At 63.7% G+C, this 21,337-nt stretch carries 25 protein-coding genes; 11 read left to right on the forward strand and 14 right to left on the reverse strand.

The window, feature by feature from the left end; genetic code table 11:
- Positions 1 to 8: 8 nt before the first annotated feature.
- Positions 9 to 1,109 (reverse strand): DR2241 family protein, encoded by a 1,101-nt coding sequence (locus ACH9L7_RS07190; RefSeq protein WP_396613040.1) that lies wholly within the window; start codon positions 1,107 to 1,109, stop codon positions 9 to 11.
- A 2-nt stretch (positions 1,110 to 1,111) separates the two neighbouring features.
- Positions 1,112 to 1,990 carry a CbiX/SirB N-terminal domain-containing protein gene (locus ACH9L7_RS07195; RefSeq protein ID WP_396613041.1) on the reverse strand — a complete coding sequence of 293 codons (879 nt, stop codon included), beginning with the start codon at positions 1,988 to 1,990 and terminating at the stop codon, positions 1,112 to 1,114.
- A gap of 167 nt (positions 1,991 to 2,157) precedes the next feature.
- On the opposite strand from ACH9L7_RS07195, the gene ACH9L7_RS07200 reads away from it, so the two are divergent.
- Both ACH9L7_RS07200 and cysS read left to right on the forward strand, forming a co-directional pair.
- On the forward strand, positions 2,158 to 2,652 hold the full coding sequence (locus ACH9L7_RS07200; protein WP_396613042.1) for a hypothetical protein: 495 nt from the start codon (positions 2,158 to 2,160) through the stop codon (positions 2,650 to 2,652).
- A gap of 58 nt (positions 2,653 to 2,710) precedes the next feature.
- Positions 2,711 to 4,195 (forward strand): cysteine--tRNA ligase, encoded by a 1,485-nt coding sequence (gene cysS / locus ACH9L7_RS07205; RefSeq protein WP_396613043.1) that lies wholly within the window; start codon positions 2,711 to 2,713, stop codon positions 4,193 to 4,195.
- A 43-nt stretch (positions 4,196 to 4,238) separates the two neighbouring features.
- Here the strand turns inward: cysS and ACH9L7_RS07210 are convergent, their stop codons facing one another.
- The gene (locus ACH9L7_RS07210; protein ID WP_396613044.1) at positions 4,239 to 6,278 is read right to left on the reverse strand and encodes a histidine kinase N-terminal 7TM domain-containing protein; all 2,040 of its coding nucleotides are present in this window, start codon (positions 6,276 to 6,278) and stop codon (positions 4,239 to 4,241) included.
- A 59-nt stretch (positions 6,279 to 6,337) separates the two neighbouring features.
- Positions 6,338 to 6,622 (reverse strand): DUF357 domain-containing protein, encoded by a 285-nt coding sequence (locus tag ACH9L7_RS07215; protein ID WP_396613045.1) that lies wholly within the window; start codon positions 6,620 to 6,622, stop codon positions 6,338 to 6,340.
- 147 nt (positions 6,623 to 6,769) lie between these two features.
- Here ACH9L7_RS07215 and ACH9L7_RS07220 point away from each other — a divergent pair, with 147 nt between their 5' ends.
- The gene (locus ACH9L7_RS07220; RefSeq protein ID WP_396613046.1) at positions 6,770 to 7,858 is read left to right on the forward strand and encodes an NAD(P)/FAD-dependent oxidoreductase; all 1,089 of its coding nucleotides are present in this window, start codon (positions 6,770 to 6,772) and stop codon (positions 7,856 to 7,858) included.
- A gap of 14 nt (positions 7,859 to 7,872) precedes the next feature.
- Here ACH9L7_RS07220 and ACH9L7_RS07225 read toward each other — a convergent pair whose 3' ends face one another.
- Genes ACH9L7_RS07225 through ACH9L7_RS07235 form a run of 3 tightly spaced genes read right to left on the reverse strand, consistent with a single transcriptional unit; the run spans position 7,873 to position 9,656 of the window.
- Entirely contained in the window at positions 7,873 to 8,118 is a 246-nt protein-coding gene (locus ACH9L7_RS07225) for a hypothetical protein (protein ID WP_396613047.1), read from the reverse strand.
- Positions 8,119 to 8,175: 57 nt separating this feature from the next.
- Positions 8,176 to 9,372, reverse strand: coding sequence for a TIGR04347 family pseudo-SAM/SPASM protein (locus ACH9L7_RS07230; RefSeq protein ID WP_396613048.1), 1,197 nt, complete (start codon positions 9,370 to 9,372; stop codon positions 8,176 to 8,178).
- Positions 9,369 to 9,656 (reverse strand): Htur_1727 family rSAM-partnered candidate RiPP, encoded by a 288-nt coding sequence (locus ACH9L7_RS07235; RefSeq protein ID WP_396613049.1) that lies wholly within the window; start codon positions 9,654 to 9,656, stop codon positions 9,369 to 9,371. Before ACH9L7_RS07235 ends, ACH9L7_RS07230 begins: the two co-directional genes overlap by 4 nt.
- Positions 9,657 to 9,756: 100 nt before the next feature.
- Here ACH9L7_RS07235 and ACH9L7_RS07240 point away from each other — a divergent pair, with 100 nt between their 5' ends.
- Positions 9,757 to 10,275 carry a halocyanin domain-containing protein gene (locus ACH9L7_RS07240; RefSeq protein WP_396613050.1) on the forward strand — a complete coding sequence of 173 codons (519 nt, stop codon included), beginning with the start codon at positions 9,757 to 9,759 and terminating at the stop codon, positions 10,273 to 10,275.
- A 212-nt stretch (positions 10,276 to 10,487) separates the two neighbouring features.
- Here ACH9L7_RS07240 and ACH9L7_RS07245 read toward each other — a convergent pair whose 3' ends face one another.
- Positions 10,488 to 11,129 (reverse strand): helix-turn-helix domain-containing protein, encoded by a 642-nt coding sequence (locus ACH9L7_RS07245; RefSeq protein ID WP_396613051.1) that lies wholly within the window; start codon positions 11,127 to 11,129, stop codon positions 10,488 to 10,490.
- Positions 11,130 to 11,294: 165 nt separating this feature from the next.
- Here ACH9L7_RS07245 and ACH9L7_RS07250 point away from each other — a divergent pair, with 165 nt between their 5' ends.
- Together ACH9L7_RS07250 and ACH9L7_RS07255 are read left to right on the forward strand one after the other, a co-directional pair.
- A complete protein-coding gene (locus ACH9L7_RS07250) occupies positions 11,295 to 11,642 on the forward strand; it encodes an ArsR/SmtB family transcription factor (RefSeq protein WP_396613052.1) in 348 nt (115 codons plus the stop codon).
- Positions 11,642 to 11,842 (forward strand): hypothetical protein, encoded by a 201-nt coding sequence (locus ACH9L7_RS07255; protein WP_396613053.1) that lies wholly within the window; start codon positions 11,642 to 11,644, stop codon positions 11,840 to 11,842. Before ACH9L7_RS07250 ends, ACH9L7_RS07255 begins: the two co-directional genes overlap by 1 nt.
- Before the next feature lie 18 nt (positions 11,843 to 11,860).
- Here ACH9L7_RS07255 and ACH9L7_RS07260 read toward each other — a convergent pair whose 3' ends face one another.
- The 4 genes from ACH9L7_RS07260 to btuC form a co-directional block, all read right to left on the reverse strand.
- A complete protein-coding gene (locus ACH9L7_RS07260; RefSeq protein ID WP_396613054.1) occupies positions 11,861 to 12,538 on the reverse strand; it encodes an RNA ligase partner protein in 678 nt (225 codons plus the stop codon).
- Positions 12,539 to 12,600: 62 nt separating this feature from the next.
- Positions 12,601 to 13,767 carry a tubulin/FtsZ family protein gene (locus ACH9L7_RS07265; RefSeq protein WP_396613055.1) on the reverse strand — a complete coding sequence of 389 codons (1,167 nt, stop codon included), beginning with the start codon at positions 13,765 to 13,767 and terminating at the stop codon, positions 12,601 to 12,603.
- A 126-nt stretch (positions 13,768 to 13,893) separates the two neighbouring features.
- On the reverse strand, positions 13,894 to 15,255 hold the full coding sequence (locus ACH9L7_RS07270) for an ATP-binding cassette domain-containing protein (protein WP_396613237.1): 1,362 nt from the start codon (positions 15,253 to 15,255) through the stop codon (positions 13,894 to 13,896).
- Between the two features lie 44 nt (positions 15,256 to 15,299).
- Entirely contained in the window at positions 15,300 to 16,394 is a 1,095-nt protein-coding gene (gene btuC, locus ACH9L7_RS07275; protein ID WP_396613056.1) for a vitamin B12 ABC transporter permease BtuC, read from the reverse strand.
- A gap of 60 nt (positions 16,395 to 16,454) precedes the next feature.
- On the opposite strand from btuC, the gene ACH9L7_RS07280 reads away from it, so the two are divergent.
- Positions 16,455 to 17,540: a PGF-CTERM-anchored ABC transporter substrate-binding protein gene (locus tag ACH9L7_RS07280; RefSeq protein ID WP_396613057.1), complete on the forward strand. Its 1,086-nt coding sequence runs from the start codon at positions 16,455 to 16,457 to the stop codon at positions 17,538 to 17,540.
- Positions 17,541 to 17,654: 114 nt separating this feature from the next.
- On the opposite strand, the gene ACH9L7_RS07285 is transcribed toward ACH9L7_RS07280, so the two are convergent.
- A complete protein-coding gene (locus ACH9L7_RS07285; RefSeq protein ID WP_396613058.1) occupies positions 17,655 to 18,653 on the reverse strand; it encodes a hypothetical protein in 999 nt (332 codons plus the stop codon).
- A 241-nt stretch (positions 18,654 to 18,894) separates the two neighbouring features.
- Between ACH9L7_RS07285 and srp19 the strand changes: the two genes are divergently transcribed.
- From srp19 to ACH9L7_RS07300, 3 genes are all read left to right on the forward strand, one after another.
- On the forward strand, positions 18,895 to 19,173 hold the full coding sequence (srp19, locus tag ACH9L7_RS07290; protein ID WP_396613059.1) for a signal recognition particle subunit SRP19: 279 nt from the start codon (positions 18,895 to 18,897) through the stop codon (positions 19,171 to 19,173).
- Positions 19,173 to 19,397: an H/ACA ribonucleoprotein complex subunit GAR1 gene (locus ACH9L7_RS07295; RefSeq protein WP_396613060.1), complete on the forward strand. Its 225-nt coding sequence runs from the start codon at positions 19,173 to 19,175 to the stop codon at positions 19,395 to 19,397. Before srp19 ends, ACH9L7_RS07295 begins: the two co-directional genes overlap by 1 nt.
- Before the next feature lie 87 nt (positions 19,398 to 19,484).
- Positions 19,485 to 20,489, forward strand: coding sequence for a presenilin family intramembrane aspartyl protease PSH (locus tag ACH9L7_RS07300; RefSeq protein ID WP_396613061.1), 1,005 nt, complete (start codon positions 19,485 to 19,487; stop codon positions 20,487 to 20,489).
- Positions 20,490 to 20,519: 30 nt separating this feature from the next.
- Here ACH9L7_RS07300 and ACH9L7_RS07305 read toward each other — a convergent pair whose 3' ends face one another.
- On the reverse strand, positions 20,520 to 21,002 hold the full coding sequence (locus ACH9L7_RS07305) for a PUA domain-containing protein (RefSeq protein ID WP_396613062.1): 483 nt from the start codon (positions 21,000 to 21,002) through the stop codon (positions 20,520 to 20,522).
- Positions 21,003 to 21,121: 119 nt separating this feature from the next.
- Here ACH9L7_RS07305 and ACH9L7_RS07310 point away from each other — a divergent pair, with 119 nt between their 5' ends.
- Positions 21,122 to 21,289 carry a hypothetical protein gene (locus ACH9L7_RS07310; RefSeq protein WP_396613063.1) on the forward strand — a complete coding sequence of 56 codons (168 nt, stop codon included), beginning with the start codon at positions 21,122 to 21,124 and terminating at the stop codon, positions 21,287 to 21,289.
- Positions 21,290 to 21,337 lie beyond the last annotated feature (48 nt).

Raw genomic sequence — 21,337 nt, forward strand, 5'->3', positions numbered from 1 at the left:
GACGGTGGCTACGACTCCTCTTCGGTGGGGACGCCACAGAGGTTGCCGTCGTCGTCGAACAACTTCGCACGGAGGAACCGCGCCCGGTAGCGGTTGGCACCCTCGTACACGTCGGCTTCGCGAATCTCGTCGGTTCGGTCGTCCGCGACGGCGTCGATAATCGCTTCGAGTTGTTCCTTTTCGGACGGCGTGAGTTCGAACTCGTAGGTCTGTGTGTTCTCACCCTCCAGACGCGTCCACTTCCGGGACGCGGCGATGACGAGCGAGCAGGGTTCCCGGCAGGGGAACGCGCCGTCACCGCCATCCACGTCGAGGTCGGTCTCGTCGTCGTACTGCCACTCGCGGCGCTTCACACACTGCGAGTCGGTACAGCAGGCCTCAGCGACCCAGTTCACGTGTTCGTAGCCGTCACCGCGGTTCCACGTCTCGATGACGCTGTACATGCCGGTTTGGCGACCGATGGTGTCGACCCAGTGTTCTACGTCGAGGGTTCCCTCGCGCTCGCGGTACCAGTTCGGCACCGACGCGGGGTAGAACGTCTCGACCGTCTCGACGAGGTCGCGTCCGTCGAGGTCGGGGAAGACCCATCCACCGGCGAGGTTGGTGCCGGTCTTGAGCGGCCGGTACCGACCCTTCTCGTCGTAGGTGGCCAGTTGTCGGGCAGCAAGTGGTTCGTGGTACGTGTCGAGGCCGTCGCGCTCGCGGTGGGCCTCGTCGGCGTGGCGGAGTTCGTAGACGCGCTCGCCGTCGTCTCCGAGGGTGGCCGTGACGAGGAGTTGGCCCCACTCGCGGGAGAGCCCGTCACGGAGTGCGTCGTACCGCTCTGGAACCGACTGGTTGCTGTCACCGTCCGCACCTTCGACCCACCGGAGGAACGCCCGTCGCTGTGGGCTCGACTCGCCGACGATGTGGGTCCAGAAGTACCAGTTCGTCACGTACTCGTCGGCGGCGGCGAGTGCATCGCGGAGGGGGGATTCCGAGAGGCCATCATGACTGCTGTCCGGTGTTTCCAGTCGGTAGCCGTCGTCGCGGTGCGTCACGCGCAGGCCGTCGAGAGAGACACTGCCGTCGTCGGCGGCGGAGACGAGGGCATCGAGGGGGTCACCCACACTCAGTCACCCGCCAGCGGCGTCTTCCGCGTTCGTTCGCGCACCACTTCGAGGGCGTTTCCGATGTCCGCTCCGGCGTCGGCGGCGCGTTCGAGTACCACGTCGGCCATCAGGCCCTCGGTTCCGACCGCGCCAGCGTACCAGATGCGGTGGCCCTCCACCTCAGCGGGCACGTCGTATCCGGTGCGGTAGTCGTCGGTGAGACCCATGTCCTCGGGGATGTCCTCCTGTGTGTGGAAGCCGTCGGCGATAAACAGCGGGACGACGACGATGTCGTCGGCTTCGAAGTAGTCGGTCACGTCGTCGACCTCTGGCTCTTCGTCCATGTAGAGCGCCTGTACCTCGTCGAAGCGGCCCATGTCGCGGACGCGCTGGGCGTGGTACTCGATTGCTTTCGCGGAGTTCTCGTTGCGCTCGGTCCCGTGGCCGACGACGGCGAGACCGAATCCCTCGCCAACGTCCGGGTCTTCGGTCACGGACTCGGCGCGGCGGACGATAACGTCGGTCATCGCCTCGTGGGTACCGACCGGGCCGCAGTAGTGGACCGTCTTCTCGGGAACGTCTTCGGCGGGGAGCGTGACGTGGGTCGCCGACAGGCCGTCGGAGTCCCAGTCGGATACGTCCCACCCGTCGAGGCGGAGTTCGCGGGGAATGACCTGCTCTGTGAAGTACCCCTCACTGACGAAAAGCGGGACGACGTACACCTCGTCCGCGTCGACGGTTCGGAGGACTTCTCGGATGGATGGCTCTTCCTTCCAGAAGCCGGTTCGAACTTCGTCGAACGCACCAACCTCGCGGATGGTGTCCGCGTGGTCGTAGGTCGGGGTGCTTGAATCCGGGTTCAGGTGTGACCCGTGCGCCACGATGACCAGCGCTTGCATGTCCGGGGGTTACGACGGGGGTGACTTATGGACTTCGCATCGATGAAAGGAATCTTCGCGTTCCGGCAACTCCCGTTTGCGTCACGTTCGAGGGAGTCGAGGGAAACGGTCGCCGTGGACCGACGACCGGCGGCGGATTTTTGCTCGCGGCCACCGACGCCTCCAGTATGTCTCTCGCCGCCGACGCTCGCGATGCCGTCCGCGAACGACCGTTCCTCCTCGACGCACTGCGCGCGGGAGTGGTCAACTACGCCGCCGCTGCCGCCTTCCTCGACCTCGGCGACGACGAGGCGGTCGCCGCCGCCCTTCGTCGTTTCGCCGACGACCTCCCCGAGTTCGACACTGAGTCACGCGACGTGACGGTCACGATGCGAAGTGGCGTCGGACTCGTCGGCGAGGATCTCGACGAGTCTGACGGCGAACCGGTCCTGTCGGTCGCCGATGTCGAACTCGCATCGGGTGGGCCGCTCACCGCTATCATCGCCGAAGGCGACGTCGACACGGCCGCGCTCACCTCGGTTCTCGCTCGCCTCGACGCTGAGTCTGTCGTCGTCGATGCCGCAGGCGTCGCGGGCAACACGCTCGCAGTCGTCGTTCCCCGGCGACAGGGAGCGGCCGCACTGCAAGTGGTCGAATCGGCCACCGAAACGGTGTCTGTCTGAGTCCGGCGCGGCGTCCGTTCCGACGGGTTGAAAATGATGCCACGAGTACCCCGTGTCGATGACGCTGTCCGTGACCAACACGTTGACGGGAGAGCGCGAGGAGTTCGAGGCTCAAGGCGACGATGTGCTGCTCTACGTCTGTGGACTGACGGTCTCGGACGACGCACACCTCGGCCACGCACGCCTGTGGATGCACGCGGACGTGATGCACCGCTGGTTGGCATACGAGGGCTACGATGTCCACCACGTCGAGAACTTCACCGACGTGAACGAGAAGATTGCCGCCCGCATCGGTGAAGACGACCTCGGCGACGACGAGGCAGACGTTGCCGAACACTTCGTCAGCGACACCATCCGCGACATGCGCGGCCTGAATCTCAAGCGCGCCGAGGTGTACCCCCGCGTCTCGGAACACCTCCCCGAGATTATCGACCTGATTCAGACGCTCGTCGACCGCGACCACGCCTACGAGTCGAACGGGTCGGTCTATTTCGACGTCTCGACGTTCGAGGACTACGGCAAACTCTCGAACCAACAGGTCGAGGAACTCGAAGCCCAGGGCGAGGAATCCGAGCGCTCGGAGAAGCGCAACCCCGCAGACTTCGCACTCTGGAAATCCGGTGCCGTCGCCCCCGAGACGGCGGCCGAACACCGGAATCCGGACCTCGACCCGCTTACCGAACCGTGCGGGCAGACGTGGGACTCGCCGTGGGGCGAGGGCCGACCGGGATGGCACATCGAGTGCTCGGCGATGTCGATGACCCACCTCGACGAGACCATCGACATCCACGTCGGCGGCCGTGACCTCGTGTTCCCGCACCACGAAAACGAAATCGCCCAGTCGGAGGCGGCGACCGGCAAGCAGTTCGCCCGCTACTGGCTTCACGTCGGCCTCCTCCAGACCGAGGGCGACAAGATGAGTTCCAGTCTCGGGAACTTCTTCTACGTCGCCGACGCCCTCGACGAGTTCGGCGTCGACGTGATTCGAACGTTCTACCTCTCGACGGCCTACGGGTCCGAACAGACCTATTCCGAAGAGACAATCGCGGAGGCCGAAGAGCGCTGGGAGCGTCTCGAACGCGCCTACGAGGCCGCGGTCGACGCCTGCGACAGTACCGACGCGCGGACGAAAGTCGAGGCGGCCGCCCTCCGCGAGACCACCGACGAGATATACGAGCAGTTCCGCGCGGCGATGAACGACGACTTCAACGTCCGCGAGGCGATGGCCGAACTGCTCGGACTCGCCAGCGCGGTCAACAAGCACCTCGAAGGAGCCGACGAGTACGACTACCGCGCCCTCCGCGAGGCTATCGAGGCGTTCGAAGCCCTCGGCGGCGAGGTGTTCGGACTCTCGTTCGGCGACTCTGGAGCGGGCGGCGACGTGTCCGTCGCAGAAGACCTCGTCCAACTCGTCTTGGACGTGCGCGAGGCGGAACGCGAGGCGGGTAACTACGACCGTGCGGACGAACTCCGCGACGACCTGACCGCACTCGGCGTCGAAGTCGAAGACAGCGGCGACGGTGCGACGTTCCGTTTCGAGTAAGCGGTCCGCTTCGAGTAACTAACCGGGACGTTCCGGCGACAGCCTAAGAGTGAGACATCGCTTCGTTCATCTCGACCGGGACGCCGCTTACGACGAATCGCGCGCCGCCGTCTCGGCCGTTTTCGACGTGGATATCCCAGCCGTGAGCATCGACGATTTCTGAGACGATTACCAGCCCGAGACCAGTCCCGCCGTCATTCGTCGAGACGCCCGGTTCGAACACGTCGTCGCGTCGGTCCGGGTCGATTCCGGGGCCGGAGTCTTCGACGTAGAATCCGTCGTCGGTCAGGCCAATCCAGACGCGAACGTCGTCGCCGCCGTGTTCGAACGCGTTACGAATCAGATTCTCGAAGAGCCGTTGGAGACGGCCGGGGTCGGCCGAGAGCGCCCCGTCGGACTCGACGACGAATTCCGCATCCGCCGTCACGACGACATCCCACGCGAGCGACGCCACGCTTCCGAGTCGGACGACTTCGGTGTCTTCGACGAGTTGGCCGTTGCGGGCGAGTTCGAGCGCGTCCTCGATGATGACGCCCATTCGAGAGAGGGCGCGACGGGCGGCCTGCGTGTGTTTTTCGTCACCGGTCTCGTGAGCCAATTCGAGATTTCCAGTGGCGATGTTGAGCGGGTTCCGAAGGTCGTGAGAGACGACGCTCGCGAATCGTTCGAGGCGTTCGTTCGTTCGGGTTAATCGCCGCTCTCTCCGCGTTCGCTCGGTGATATCTCGGAAGTTGACGACGATACCCTCGACGAAGGGTTCGTTCAGTAGGTTTCGACCAATTCCTTCGAGGATGACATCCTTACCGCCCGAGCCGGAGACACGCACCTCGAATCGTTCCACTGAACCCGGTTCGTCACACAGGCTGGCGAACGTCGCTTCGATTTTCGGTCGGTCGGCTTCGTCCACGAGGTCGAAGCAGTACTCGCTTACGAGTTTGTCCGGAGGAGTCCCCGTCAGCTCCTCGATTGGCGGACTCACGTACTCGATTTTCCCCGACCCATCGAGCACCATCACAACATCGGATGCGTGCTCGATGGACGACTGGAACCGTCGTCTGGCGCGTTGTCGCTCGGTTGCGTCGCGTATCGTCACAACGGTGCTTCCGGCGCTCTCGGTGAGGGGTGAGACGCGCACTTCGAGGAACCGATGTCGGCCGTCGTCGTCCGCATCGACGACGACCGACGTGTCGAACCTGTCTTCGGAGTTCATCTCGTCGAGTTGCTCGGCAACGTCCGGTGCGAAAGCCGAGAAGTGTTGACCAATCAACTCGCTGGACGGCGAAAACAGGTCCCGTGCCGCCGGGTTGAGGTCGACCACGCGTTGCTTGCCGTCGAGCACGACGTACGCCTCGCGCATCTCGTCGACGACGGCGGTGCGGGCAATCGGAACGAGGTCCAAGAGCTGATAGCGGAAGAGCGCGACTGCGAAGAACGACCCGGAGACGGCGAAGACGATAGGCGTGTAGTCTATCGCCGTCTCACCGAGCACCCAGTAGACGTTCGATCCGAACGAGATGACGACGCCGACGAAGACGGCGAGACTCTGCAGTCGAAGGATTCGACGCGAGCGGACGACCTGCCGGAGCAGGAGTCCCATTCCGACGACGACGATGAGGTACGAGTAGGCGACGAATGCGTGATATCCGATGCCGAACTCACGTTGGAGGAGGACGACCGGTCCCTCGGAGAGACCGGTCACCGTCCACATGAGTTCGTGAAGGGGGTTCGTCACCGCGAGCACCGTGAGCACGAGTATCGGCAGGCTGATGAGCGCGACTAGTCTCGGCGTGATGTCGATGCGCGAATCGACGTACTTGGCGGCGAACACGAAGAGCGCCGGTGCGAGAAAACTCGTGCCGACGTACGCGAACCGAAGCCACAGGAGTTGCCACTCGACGGTGGTCCCGAGGAGTTGCATGAAGTACGCCGCCGACCACAACCCGGTCGAAAGCGTCAGGAACCCGAGTGCGGTCGCACCCTTCGTCTCGCGGTTCCGAAACGAGTATGCAGAGATGCCACCCGACAGCACGACCGAGACCGTGAGGAGTACCAAGACTGGGTGGAACTGCCACGCACTCTCCATCGTCAACACACAGTCGGACCCGTAGTATAATGCTTGGCTGTATTATCAGTCCGAAAACATCACATCGTGAAAAGATGCGAGTCGTCGGGGATATCGAACAACCCCATCCTGACGCCCGCATCCAACCACCCATACCCGTACGAGAACGACGCCAGTGCGTTGACCCAGTCGTCGGCGTCCTTGAAGTGACGGCCGTCTTCGAGGTACGACTCGGCCATCTCCAGACAGTCGGCGGCGGCGTGACCGAGGTGCGTGTCGTCGGGGACGGCCTGAACCGCCTCGTCCAGCGCATCGGCGAGCATCCCCTCGTATCGGTTCGTCTTCTCCTGGAGGTCGGCGGACATATCGTGTCCTGCGTCGGCGATGGATACTGGTCTTTCGCTCTGTGCCCGCCTGTTCGAACAGTCATGCTATGTGTTGGCGTGGCGGTGGTGTAGTAACCCTCGCAATACAGCGAAACCTTAAGACACCGGTATAGCGAACTACGACCCATGACAGAAGACGCTGACTCATTCGTCGAGCACAGAAGGTTGATTATCGCCGGGTCTGGCATCTCTGGACTCTCTGCCGCCATCTACGCCGCCCGCTCGAACAACGAACCGCTCGTCCTCGAAGGGGACGAACCCGGCGGTCAACTCACGCTCACGACGGAAGTCGAGAACTATCCGGGCTTCCCCGAGGGTATCTCCGGGCCAGAACTCATCAACAACATGAAAGAGCAGGCCAAGCGCTTCGGCACCGAAGTCCGCCACGGTATCATCGAGGACGTGGACGTCGCCGAGGGCACCTCAGCGGGCGACCAGACGCAGTCTGGCAACGCCTCCGAGCGCCCCTTCACGGTGACGCTGAAAAACGGCGACGTGTACACCGCCGACGCCATCATCTCCGCGTCGGGCGCGTCCGCCCGGACGCTCGGCATCCCCGGCGAAGAGGAACTCATGGGCTACGGACTTTCGACGTGTGCGACCTGTGACGGCGCATTCTTCCGCGACGAGAAGATTATGGTCATCGGTGGCGGCGACGCCGCCGTCGAGGAGGCCAACTTCCTCACCAAGTTCGCGTCGAAGGTCTATCTCGTCCACCGCCGCGAGGAGTTCCGCGCCGAGGACTACTGGGTCGACCGCCTGATGGAGAAGGTCGACGAGGACGAAATCGAACTCATACTCAACACCGAGGCCGTCGAACTCCACGGGACGCCCGAAGAGGGTGTCGACCACGTGACGCTCGTCGAGCACCCCGAAGGCCACCCGACGGACAAACTCGACGACCCCGAGACCGAGGAGTTCGACTTCGACGTGGGCGCGGTGTTCTACGCCATCGGCCACACGCCGAACGCCGACTACCTCGAAGGCACGGCCGTCCAGCGCGACGACGACGGCTACATCATCGCCAAAGGTGGTTCCGGTGCGAACCAGACCGCGACCGACGAACCCGGCATCTTTGCTGCGGGCGACGTGGTGGATTACCACTACCAACAGGCTGCCACGGCCGGCGGCATGGGCGTGAAGGCCGCACTCGACGCCGACGACTACCTCGAAGAACTCGAACGCGAAGAAAAGCAGGCCGCAGCGGCAGAATAACGCGAGTCGGCGTCTCAGGAGTCGCTTTCTTCTCGGTGCGGAGTCTTTTCGTCGGCAGGCGGGGTCAGAACGTCGGACTGGCGTACAACGCTCACGAGGAGGTAGAACGCCGCGCCCAACACGAGCGGGAGCGTGACGAACGTCGCAATCGTCTCGTCTGTCCGTTGAATACTGAAGAGTTGCCCGGACATCACGCCGAGTTGGATGATGACGAGTGCGAATCCGCGGCGAACCGTTCGCTGGAGGGCTGGAATCGACATACGCTGTTGTCTCCTAACAGTTCCACGAAGACTGTGGTGGGAACGAACTCGACTTCGTTAGTCGGCCGGTTCGGAACTGACACCGCGTTCCTCCGGCGTCAGGTAACACTGCGGGTCCGGACCGAACAGGTCGCCGGAACCGGCGAGGGCGCGAAGCCGCGACGACCCGCGGCACACGTCCTGATACTGGCAGGTCGCGCACTTTCCGGTCAGGTGCTTTTCGCGCTCCCGAAGGCGGGCGAGAAGCGGGTTCGACTCGTCGTCCCAGATGTCGCCGAACGACCGGTCGCGGACGTTGCCGAGGCTGTAGCTCTGCCAGAACTGCGTCAGGTGGACGTCACCGCGGTAGTCCACGTCGGCGACGCGCTCGCCAGTTGGGTCGCCGCCGTTGACGCGGAGGTACTGGTGAATATCCTCGGCGTGCTCGCGGCCGAGTTCTTCTTCGGCGTATTCGACGACGTACGCTGAGTCAGCGTAATTCCCGACGAGCAGCGTCTCGATTTCCTCGCCTTCGGCGTGGTACTCGCGGGTCATGTCGAACAGGCGGTTGACTGCGCGACGCTGGGCCTCGTCGTCGAGGTCGGCGTCGGCGATGTCGCCGCCGCGGCCGCCGTAGTCGAGGTGATAGAAACAGAAGCGGTCGACGCCAACGTCGTACAGAAGGTCGACAACGTCCTCCATGTCGGCGGCGTTGTGTTCGGTGATTGTGTACCGAAGACCGGTTTTGAGGTCTACGGACAGACAGTTCTTGATGCCCCGGACGGCAGCCTCGAACGCGCCGTCTTGCCCCCGGAATTTGTCGTTTCGTTCCTGCAGACCGTCTACCGACACCCCTGCGTAAGAGAGGCCCGCGTCTTTGAGGGCCTGTGCTTTCTCCTCGGTGATGAGCGTCCCGTTGGTCGAGAGGACCGAGCGGATTCCCTGGTCGGTCGCGTACTCGACGAGTTCGACGAGGTCGTCTCGGACGAGGGGCTCGCCGCCCGAAAACAGGAGGACGGGAACGTCGTAGTCGGCGAGGTCGTCGATGAGGCCCTTCGCTTCCGCCGTGCTGAGTTCGCCCTGCGCCGGGTCGAGGTCAGCACCCGCGTAGCAGTGTTCGCAGTAGAGGTTGCACCGGCGGGTCGTATTCCAGACGACGACCGGGCGTTTCTGTTTCTCCTCGCGAATCTGTTCGATATCTGCGTCGGGGTCGTCGTACCGGAGTCCGTCGCCCTCGGCGGCTTGTCCGCACAGTAGTTTGCTGATAGAAATCATCGTTGGGTCACCTCGGTGCCTGCGTCGGCGGTCGCGTCGGTTCGACCCTTCGCGGCGAGGTCGTTGCCGCCGAGTCGCCGGACTTCGTCGGCCGGACAGAGCCACAGCGCCGACGCGGCGTACTCGAAGAGCGTCGTGGCGTGGTCGGTTGCGATGTCGGCTGATGGGGCGGTCACGCTCCCGACGTGTCGCATCGGGTCTGTGCTACTCTCGCGGAGAAATACCTCCCACTGGCGGCTCCCGTCGATTCGTGGTTTCCGTCGCGGGTCGTCGTCCGAGGGCATGCGAGCGTCTTTGGAACACAGAGATACGCCCGTTTCGCCGGTTTTCACCGCGTGGGAATCGAAGGATTAGACATCACCCCCGACGTACTACGAAGGAACCATGGCAGAACCGTTCTCTCGACGGACATTCCTTCGGTCGACTGCTGCAGCTTCTACGATTGCCCTCCTCGCCGGCTGTTCTGGTTCAGGCGGCGACAGCAATGGTGGCAACGGCGGCGACAGCGACCCGACTACCGATACGACGGCCACGGCGACGCCGGCACAAGAAACGGCCAGTTTCGACGGCTGGTTCGAACGAACCGACAACTACGACGGCGTCCACGACAAGACCGGTCAGGACTCGGTAACAGTCCTCGTCGGTGCTGAAGGGAATGGCGGCGGATTCGCCTTCGGCCCGGCCGCAGTGAAGGTATCTCCCGGAACGACTGTCGTCTGGGAGTGGACCGGCGAGGGCGGCACCCACAACGTCCTCGAACGAGAAAACGGACTGTTCGAGTCAGAACTCACCGGAGAAGAGGGATTCACCTTCGAATACACCTTCGAAGAGGCAGGCGAGTACAAGTACGTCTGTGTCCCCCACGAAACGTTGGGGATGGTCGGAGTCGTCGTCGTCGAATAGGCCTCTCAGACCCGTCTTTCCCCTTCTTGGATCGGGGCCTGACAGAGTACACACCCCGTTCCGCGGAGGGTCTGTAACATTTCTTGGTTGACCCGATAGTGCTCACCACACTCGGGACAGATCACCTCAAATTCGCGCATGGAACATTCACCACCCACTACTACGCCAGCGATTCCCGAGGGAAGCCACCCTTCATTCGTCGGGTCCTCACGTTAGTCCTGCAGGATGGCACCCATGAGCTTCTTTTGTGCCATCGCGAGGTGTTCGGAGAACGTCGACGTGGTGATGCCGAGTTCGGCGGCGACTTCGCCCTTGTTGGCCCGCCGTGGGTGGTCGAAGTACCCCATGTCGTGGGCCGTCTCCAGCACTTCGCGCTGCCGGTCGGTGAGTTGGCCGCGTTCGACCAACACGAGGTCGCGCGTCTCGTCCGATGATGACTGCAGGAGGCGGCGAACGTCGACCGACCCCGAAGATTCGCGGAGCGCGGCGACGACATCGCGCAGGGTCTCGATATCCGGCGCGTGGAACGTCAAGAAGAGCGCACCGTCCCGCGTCTGCACGTCGACGACCGGGCAGTTGAACTCCTCGACGCGCTCGCAGGGACAGCCGATACCGCCCTCGCGTTCGAATCGGTAGACACTCCCGTCACCGTAATCGAACAACTGCTCCATGTCGGCGGCGACGCCGTCTTCGGCGTCGAAGACGAACTCTTCTGTCACCGAACCGTTCTCGTTCGGTGCCATACTCCGCGAAAGTGCGTACCCGTTGGTGTCGTTTTCCGAGACAGAGGCGACTGGACAACCGTCCGGCCCTGTCACCTTCAACTCCGCTCTGATACCCGCTGCGCTCGTCATAACTGTAGACAGTGCCTCCACACCCTGATATAAACACCCCCGATAGCCGGGGCCTTTATATCGTGGGTGGTATGACACTGCGTCGAAGCCCCCAATCGACTGTTATACCCCATCATATTCTGGGGGCGATTCGAGGGGGCATCCGGGAGAAACGGACTAGCGAGCATGCAGACCGGCCTCACACGAATCCAGTCCGACACGTCGCCGCCCGAGGCGTGGGCATCGCTCGTTCTCGACGCACTCGCAGACCAAACGTGCCGACGGATGCTCACGACACTTCGAGAGTCGCGCGACCCGATGACCGCACAGGAGCTTTCGGCCGTCTGCGACGTCCCACTCTCGACGACGTACCGGAAACTGGAACGGCTGACGGACGCCCGGTTGGTCGACGAGACACTCCAGTTGCGGGCCAGCGGAACACACACGCACCAGTATCGACCACGGGTCGACTCGGTGACCCTCAAATTGAACGGGGACGAGGAGGTCGAAATCAACGCCTTCGGAGAGGACTGATGGGGACAGAGTCCACGCACACGCCAGATGCCGACAGCGACCAGCGCCCGCGTCCACGCCTGACGGCCCGCGTCGTCGTCCACGACAACGGCGAATCTGAGTGTACGTTCCACCCGGTCGATGCGACGCCAGAGGAACTTCTGACGACGTGGATAACTGCCTTCGACGACTCATTCGTCGACCTCGAAACGATGCGGTAACACCGACGAGTCGGCGCTTTAGAATCCCTCTCGATTCTCCGGCCGCGGTTCGTCGAGCGCGACGAGATACTCGTCGAGGAGCGTCGGGAACGCCCGTCCGCGGAGGTTTCGGAGACCGAAGTCGGCCGCCCAACTGATGATACCCGTATCCTCGGTGACGACCCCGGCGTCCAGTTCGCGGGCGAGAATGAGCAAGTCGAAGTCTTCGCGCGAGTCGAGGACACCCTGTCTGAGGGCACCGCGGTAGTCCTCGCGGAGGTCCGAGATAACCTTGTCAACGTCGGACATCTCGGGCCCTCCGTCGGACCGCCGTCTGGACTCTTCGGCCTTTCGGACCGCCTTCTCGGAGACGCGAAGCCCGCGATTGACGCGTTCAGACATCTCGTCGATAAAGCGGTAGACGACTTCCGCGGGGATGTACACCTCGTAGCGGTCTGGATGTTTCTTGATGACCCACGTGTCGAGTTTGCCGAGTACTCCTTCGGAGACCCCCCGGTCGCGCAGAATGTGCTCCAGTTCGGACGCAATCGAGGGCGGCATGTAACAGGAGATGTTCAAATCGAGACGCGCCGCGGCAATCGTATCGAGAAGCCGTTCGATGCCCTCTTCGAACGTCTCGTCGTCGTCGCGAATCTCCTCTGACAGAAACAACGAGGTGTCGAGCACGAACCGTTGCTTGAGCGGGTACTCGGGCATCGTTCACAATTAGCACTCATAGACTATGACGTTTCCCCGTGGCAGAAGTCAGAAATCAGAAATTAGAACAGCGAGTCCAGCGAGTCGGAGTCGGAATCAACCAACTCGTCGAGTGCCGATGAACTCCCTTCTCGTTTGGCGAGCATATCCCGCTGGGCCTCGATAGCGACCGCCTGTAGTTCCTTGACCCGGGGAACGTTGTACACTCCCGACAGCAGCACGACAGCCGCGACGTACTTCGATTCGACCGGGTAGTCGCCGCCCCGAATCTCCATCGTCCCGGTTTCGTCTTCGAGCCACGCCCGCCCGCGTTCGATGCCCCGTCGCGAGAGTACGTCTGGTGGGCCAGCGAAGACGACGAGGCCACGCTCGGTCCCGGCAATATCACAGGGGAGCGTCAGACGACCCAGTGCCGCCCGGCGGACGAGACTGGTAAGCCGGTTTTCGGCGTCGCCCTCGTCTTCTTCGACATTCGAACCGGCGAGCCGTGACAGAAATCCGCGCTTCGGTTGGTCGAGTTCGACTGATGCGTATCCGAGCGTGGAGACACCGCCGGACGCGAGCGTGTTGATAATCTCGGACGAATCGACGACTGATTCGGCGACGGCAGCCGACTCATCCGTCTCACCGGCCCCGAAGAGGACGCCGAATCGACGCGCGAGTTCGGTGTTGATGGTCTCGTAGCCGGATTCGACGGACTCGCCGCTTTGACGCCACGCCTCGTTGTCGAAGAGAATCAGGTTATCGACCACTCTGACGAACGTCTGGAGCGACCGCGCGGCGTTCAGGGTGTAGATTCCGCCCTCGTCTTTCGACGGCAGGATGCCGAGCCCGTAGATGGGTTCGTCGTAGAGGCGTCTGAGTTCGTGTGCGAGTACCGGCGCGCCGCCAGAGCCGGTTCCCCCGCCCAGTCCCGCGACGATGAGAAAGGCGTCCATCTCGTGGACCGCCATGTCGTCGATGGCAGACAGCACGTCACCGACATCCTCGGCGGTCACTTCCGCCCCGAGGTCGTTGTCAGCACCGACGCCGTGGCCTTTCACCCGTGAGAGACCGATGAGAACTCGACTCGATTTCGGGACGTGCCGGAGCCCCATCAGGTCGGAACGAGCGGTGTTGACGGCGAGCGCATCGACGACAAACCCGGTTTGTGTCAGCCGGTCGTATTCGACGAGGGCGTCGACGACTTTGCCGCCTGCCTGCCCGACGCCGATGAGTGCGAGTTTCATGCGTGACCTCCCAGAAATCGACTTTCTAGACGTGCTCTCGATGCTTCAATATGTCTCTCATAGTGACACTCTGGGCCGGCTTACGACCCCATTAATGCGACGACGACTCCCCAGCGAAAATCAGCGTCACCGAGATTGAAACGAGGGTTCGGACTGATTCGACTGTGAGAGGCGGTCGGAATCCGTGCCGGTGGGGTCAGCGTCACGGGGAGAAGAAGTCTCCGACGGCGACGCGGTGGAATCCGATTTACCGAAAGACTCGCACGCCAATTCGCCGACTTCGGTGAGCAACTCGCTCGGTGAGACGACCGTCGCACGTTCTCTGAGTCGTTCGTAGACTGCCCGGCCAGCGTCGCCCGCGTAGTTCCGCTCCGAGAACGGGCGTTCCTCGACGAGAACGAGATGGTCCGCGGTGAGGGCCGCTTCGAGGTTGGCGAGATTGCCGTCGCCAATTTCCACGTCAGCGACGACGGTCACGTCGGCGTCTTCGACCCGCGACTCCACGGCCCGCTGTGCCGCGTCATCGACCGGAGCGTACGGGGGCACCGTCACGAGGTCCGCGCCAACGCGGCGGGCCGCTTCGACATCAGTATCTCCCTCGTTGAGGGCACCGGCAGAGAGGGCGTATCCGGCGGCAGAAAGGATGTGAAGTGCTCTCGCGCCGGTCCCGCCCCCGCCGACGACGTGGACTGTCCCGCTCGCATCGTCGGACGGCGTGGGGAGCGCCGTGACGTACACCGACCCAGTGACGGGGTGGCGAGAGACGACCGCCTCGGCGTCGAACGCGGACCGGAGATTCGACTCGGTGAGAACCGCAGTGGGGTCGCCAGCGGCGAGAATCCGACCCTCCGAGAGGAGAATCAGTACGTCGCAGTAGTGCGCCGCGAGGTTCAGGTCGTGGATAGCGGCGACGGCGGTCGTTCCGTCACCCACGAGGTCGCTGACGAGTTCGAGGGTCCGGACCTGGTGGTTGATGTCGAGGCTGGCGGTCGGTTCGTCGAGGAGCAGTACGGGCGTCTCCTGTGCGATGGCACGGGCGATGAGGACGCGCTGGCGTTCGCCGCCGCTTATCTCCGTCACCGGCCGGTCTGCGAGGGTAGTGACCGAGGTTCGGTCCATCGCCGCCTCGACCGCTCGCTCGTCGGATTCACTCCAGCCATCGAATCGGCCGCGGTGCGGGGTTCGGCCCATTCGGACGACTTCACGGACCGGGAAGTCGAACGACACCTGCGTCGTCTGCGGAACGGTTGCAGCGAGTCTGCTCCCGGCTTTCGACGAGAGCGAGTGGATGTCCTCGCCCGCAACGTGGACGGTGCCTCGGTCGGGTGAAAGCGCCCCGTTGAGTGTTCGGAGGAGCGTCGTCTTTCCGGCACCGTTCGGGCCGATAAGGCCGACGAACGTGCCCGAGTCGATGTCGGCAGAGAGGCCGTCGAGGATTGTGTGACCGCCGAGTGCGACCGCCACGTCGTCGAGGGAAATCGCGGGCATCGCCTCGAAGGGGTCTTCGGGTGTCGAGTCGCCAACGGAGTCGCTCACGGCGAGTGCACCTCCCGAGTGCGGAGGAGATACAGGAAAAAGGGCGCACCGACCGCAGCAGTCACCACGCCGACGGGAATCTCCGCCGCGCCGGTGCGAGCGATGGTGTCGGTGACGACGAGGAACGACGCCCCGGCCAGCGCCGACGCCGGAAGGAGAATTCGGTGGTCCGGGCCGACGACGAGGCGGAGCATGTGCGGGACGACCAACCCGACGAATCCGATGACGCCTGAGACGGAGACGGCCGCCGCGGTGACGACACTCGCCGTTGCGAGCAGGAGGCGCTTCGTTCGTTCTACCTCGATGCCGAGCGATTGCGCGTCGTCTTCACCGAGGAGGAGGACGTTCAGGTCTCGGGCGTACGCGAGAAGAATTCCAACCGGAACCGGAAGGACGAGCGCCAACAGTGCGACTTCGTCCCACGTCGCGCCCGCGAGGTGTCCCATCAGCCAGAAGACGACCTGTCGGAGGCTTTCGCCCGCCTGGAGGAGGAGAAACGAGATGACCGCACCGAGGAACGTCTGGACCGCGACGCCCGCGAGGAGAAGCGTCGCAACCGGCGTTCGACCGTTTTCGGTCGCGAGCAGATAGACGACGAAGGCGGTGACGACCGCAGACACGAAGGCGGCACCGTGCAGCCCGTAGGGGACCGAAAGCGAGAGTGCGATGGTCGCAACAGCACCGACGGCAGCGCCGGACGAGACACCGATAATAGAGGGGTCGGCCATCGGGTTTCGGAAGAAGCCCTGCATCACCACACCGGCGGCCGCCAGCGCGAATCCGACGAGCGATGCGAGCAGGATGCGCGGGAGTCGTACTTTGAGTACGATGATACTTGCAGTGTCCGGAACCGAGAAGGCGAGCGGCGAGGCGAGGTCAAGTGTCGGCACCGGCACGGCCCCGACGAGCGGGACGGAGACGACGCCGCCCAGAGAGAGTCCGACCGGGACCGAAATCGCGTCGAGGAGGATGAGCGCGACGGTCCGTGGTGGTATCGAGACGTGACCGATACCGGCGCTTACGACCACGACGAGCGCCAAGAGAAGAGAAAGACCGAGTGCCCACGAGGTCGCTCGTGTTCGAACGTTCATCTAACGCAATCTCGCTTGCATTAGGTAAATATATATTGGGGTACGGACGAGGCCACGAACGTGATTCAGCGAATTCTCGTCGCACTGCTCGTACTCGCGACTGTGTTTGCCGGCGTTCCGGCACCCGTCGCGGCGGCAGACCAAGCCGAACAGTGTTCGTTCCCGATGACGGTGACAGACGCCACGGGAACCGAAGTGAACATCTCCGAAGACCCCTCGCGCATCGTCACGACGAACCCGAGCGCCGCCCAGACCATGTGGGAAATCGGCGCGAAGGACGAAGTCGTCGGCGTCTCACAGTACGCGATGTACCTCGACGGCGCGAACGAGAAGACCAACGTGTCGGGGTCCAGCGGCCTGAACGTCGAGGCCGTCATCGGGCTCGAACCCGACCTCGTCCTCGTCCCGAACACGTCGTACACGGCCGAACCCGACCGCGTGGAGCAACTTCGCGAGGCGGGGCTGGCTGTCGTCGTCTTCGAGACTGGCGACTCCCTCGACGCTGTCGCGAACAAGACCGAGCGAATCGGGAAGCTGACCGGCAACTGTGAGGCCGGCGAGAAGCGCGCCGACGAGATGCGCACTTCCATCGAGAACATGGAGCGTGCCCTCGAAGACGCCGAGCGGCCGGTCGGACTCAACGCCTTCTTCGGCTACACCTCCGGTGCGAACACCTTCATCTCCGACGTGATGGTCACCGGCGGACTCCGAAACGGGGCCGCCGAGGCCAACATCACCGGCTTCGCCCAGATTAACGACGAACTCGTCGTCGATATGGACCCCGAGTACATCGTCATCCCCTCGCACGCGCCGCGTCCGAGCAGCCCGGCGTACAACAGCACGACAGCCATGAAAGAAGGAAACGTCATCGTGGTCGACGCGAACAAGCTCCAGCAGCCCGCGCCGCGCGCTATCGAAGCCAGCGAGACCATCATGAAGGCTGTCCACCCCGACGCCTACGAGCGGTATCTGGAGCTCCAAAACGAGTCGGCTGCGACGACGGAAGCACCGCAGACGACCGAGACGCCCGCCACGGAAGCACCTGAAACGACCGAACAGACCACCGAAACCGGCGCGCCCGGATTCGGCGCTGTCGTGAGTCTCGTCGCACTCGCCGGTGTGGCACTTCTCGCGCGTCTTCGGTAAGTAGACGCTCGTTTTCTCTCGTTTTCGTTCTCACGTACGGCCCAGAAAGTGGCCCGGGCGTCGGCCGTCACAACACAGATCGCACGACTGCAGTCACATCACGAACACCAGCCGTCACAGCACGGACAGCACGTTGGTAAGACTCGCAGACGACAGCCAGAACGACAGCAGTTGGCCACCGAGAATCATCGCGGTGCCGGCGACGCCGAGCCAGTAGACGCGCTTTCGCATCGTGTACTGCGCGAGTTCGGCGTCGCCGCGAATCAAGACCGCTTCGGGCGCGCCGGTTGTGGCGTGGTCGGCGTGCGTACCGAGGAGTTCGTCACCGGGTGCCCCCTCGATACGGACGACACCGGGTTCGGCTGCTTGGGTCGCGTTTCCGACGACAGTGACGGGTTCGTCGGCCGGAACGTACCGCTCGATGATTCGGAGTTCGTCGTCCGACGACTCGGGATTCGGCAGGTCGGGATGCGCTTCGAGGAAGGTTGCCGCGGGTTCGGGGACGTTCTCCGAAAGGTCGAGAGAGAACATGTGTTCTTTTTCGATGAACACGCGGTGGGTGCCCGGTGTGACTCTCACGCCGCTCTCGCCGAGCGCGAACTCCGCTTGCTTGACTCCCTCCGCGGTGTTCTTCCACGCCTCGCGGAAACCGACGCGGCCCCGCTTTTGGACGAGCCAATCGGTGTGGACCGAAGGACGACCGGAAAACGGCGTTCTGAATTCGTCTTCCTGTCCGTCCGACAGTGGCGTCGGCCTGCCGGACGTCCCGACGAGCGACTGTCCGCGACTGGCACTGACGTCCTCGGGGTCGACGAAGGGCACGCGCTGGAGCAGTCGATACTCGTCTCTCGAACTCACGGAGATGGTCGCGATGAAGAACCCAACACCGGCGACTGCGGCCCCGAAGACCCACAGTTCGTCGTCGAGCTTGGCCCCCACAAGGACGGGGAGGAATATCCACAGAAACGCCGCGATAGCAAACGCCCATCCCGTCCGTCGAGGGATTCCGAACTGTCTGGATAGCTTCGAGACGGCCGTCGGGTCGAGCCACCGCAACGAATACGCGAGAGCGACCGAGAACGCGACAAAACCGAGGTACCCGAGAATGTTCATATTGCCAGAGATTCACACGTCCTTATAATAGTTCCTCGGCAGCAGTCACAGAGTCCGACGCAACGCCCAGCGGTGACAGGTTGCATCCGCCTCGGACCGGGTTGTATCCACCCCGGACAGGATTGCATCCGTCTCGGACAAGATTGCATCCGTCTCGGACAAGATTGCATCCGTCTCGGACAGGATTGCATCCGCCTCGAAGACCACAACCGTATTACCGTCGGATGGCGCAGACACGGGTATGGTCGAGAACGTCATCTACCCCGCCTACCTCGACGCCTCTCTCTCGCGTAGCGAGGGTCGGCGGGTCGCCGAGTCGGCCGCAGTCGAAGGCCCGACCGTGGACGAGATTGCGAAGGCCGTCCAGCAGGTCGGTTACGACGCGGTTATCGAACGCGACAAGCGCTACTCCCGCGAGTTCGAGACGCGCGGGCGCGTCCTCGTGAACAACGCCGACGACGCCACGAAGAACGACATCGTGCAGGCGGTCGCCGCCTACGTCGGCATCCTCCGCGACTAATGCGCCGTATCGGCACCGTGTCGCGGACGGCACAGGGACTCGCCATCGTCCGCCTCGACGACGACGACCACCCCGATATCGGGACGATGGTCGTCGACGATTCACTCTCGACGGTTGGGCGTATCGTAGACGTGTTCGGTCCCGTGGAGCGCCCCTACGTCGCTATCACGGCGGACGACGATAACCCGGCGAGATTGGTCGGGAACAAGCTTTACGCCCGCTAACGGGCGCCTTTTCTCGGCGCGTTGGGTGTCGAGTTACGCCAACCACAGAGCGCAATCCCCATACCCCTCGGGTGGGAACGCCCGCCCATGACACGTCGTGCCTACTGGGGCGTCGGCCTCGCCGCCCTCATCTTCCTCGTCGTGCAGGTCGGGGCGCTCGCGCTCGTCCCCACCTTCTACGAACAGGGCTACCAGACGGTCGAAGACCCGACGGACCCGACGAACAGTCTCCTCTACATCGGCGCAATCATCGGTATGACGGCATTCATGCTCGCGGCGTTCAAATACGACCTCGACAAAGTCGTCCGACTCATCATCGTCTTTACGAGCGGTGTCCTTTCGTGGTACGTCTTCGCCGCCGTCATCCCCATCGGACTCGTGGCCGTCGGCCTCTCGGCGGCAGTCGCGCTTGCCCTCCTCGTCTACCCCGAGTGGTACGTCATCGACGCCGCCGGTGCGCTCATGGGCGCAGGCGCTGCGGGCCTCTTCGGCATCAGCTTTGGCCTCCTTCCGGCGCTCGTCCTCCTGTCGGTGCTCGCCATCTACGACGCCATCAGCGTCTACAAGACCAAACACATGCTCGACCTCGCGGAGGGCGTCATGGACCTCCGAATCCCGGTCGTGCTCGTCATTCCGACGACGCTCTCGTACTCGCTCCTCGACGACAACTTCGCGCGTGACGCGAACGATATCGGTGACGAAGCGGAGGTTGGCGACGACGAAACGAAGGCTGGCGACGAAACAGAAGAGAACAGCGACGACCCCGACGACTCCGACCCCGCCGACCGTGACGCCTTCTTCATCGGCCTCGGTGACGCCGTTATGCCGACTGTGATGGTCGCGTCCGCGGCGTTCTTCTCCGAAGCATCGTCGCTCGGACTCTCCGTGCTTCCCGCGCTCAACCTCCCGGCGCTCCTCGCGATGGTTGGGACGTTCCTCGGATTCGCCGGGCTGATGTGGGCCGTGATGCAGGGTCGCGCGCACGCCGGACTCCCGCTTCTCAACGGGGGCGCTATCGGCGGCTATCTCGTCGGGTCGGTGCTGGCGGGCGTTCCGCTGGTGTCCGCACTCGGTCTCGCACCGTACCTCTAAAATCGAGCCTCGTTCCTCCTTTCTCGCCTGTTATTCGACGCTGCCGACGCCTTCGCGGACGCGAACCGCCATCCCCGTCTGGAAGTCGAGCATCGCCTCCGCCGAGAGTTCGGCCCGGCCCACGCCGAGGAGTTCGCCGTCGGGGCCGACGATGTTCACCTCGTCACCGGAGCGAACGTCAGGATCCACGTCGGTGACGAACTTCGCGAAGGCGTTCTTTCCGTCGCTGACGAACGGAATCGACTCGTCGCCGACCGCGACGTAGTAGGTCGGCTCGGCGAATGCGTCTCGGAGTCGTCGGCCACCGGCCACGCCGAGGGTGAATCGGCCGTCAGTCGCGTAGGTGACGACTCGCTCGCCCTCGACGGACACCTGTCGCGGGCGGCCGCTGCGCGAGCGAGAGATGGTTATCTCTGCGTCCGCGGGGAACAGCGCGTCGCCCGCGCCGGCCCCGAACTGGTAGTCGGCGACGACCCGGAGGTCTGGCAGGTCGGTCGCGTCGGCATCGGTCATACCCACTCGTTTCTCCTCACGGCTAAAGTGGGTCGCGGTCCGAATCGGGGGCGTGCGCCGAGATAACACGCCCGGTCTCGACGGAAAGCCATAAATGTCGGAGCGCCCCCCGTCGGAGTATGACCGTAGACATCCGAATGGCGGGTGCCGGGGCAGCGCTGCTCCTCGTCAGCAGCGCGCTCCTCACGCAGACGGCTATCGACAGTCGTCTTCCCGCCTTCCTCGCCGCACTCGCCGCACTCGGCGCCATCGCGGTGATGCTTCGCGTGGCCGAACCGACGGCCTGACGAGTTTCTCTCCGTTCCTTCGCGCGTCGTCCCGCGCACCGCCTACGT

The sequence above is a fragment of the Haloferax sp. S1W genome, from assembly GCF_044593955.1.
Taxonomy (GTDB): domain Archaea; phylum Halobacteriota; class Halobacteria; order Halobacteriales; family Haloferacaceae; genus Haloferax.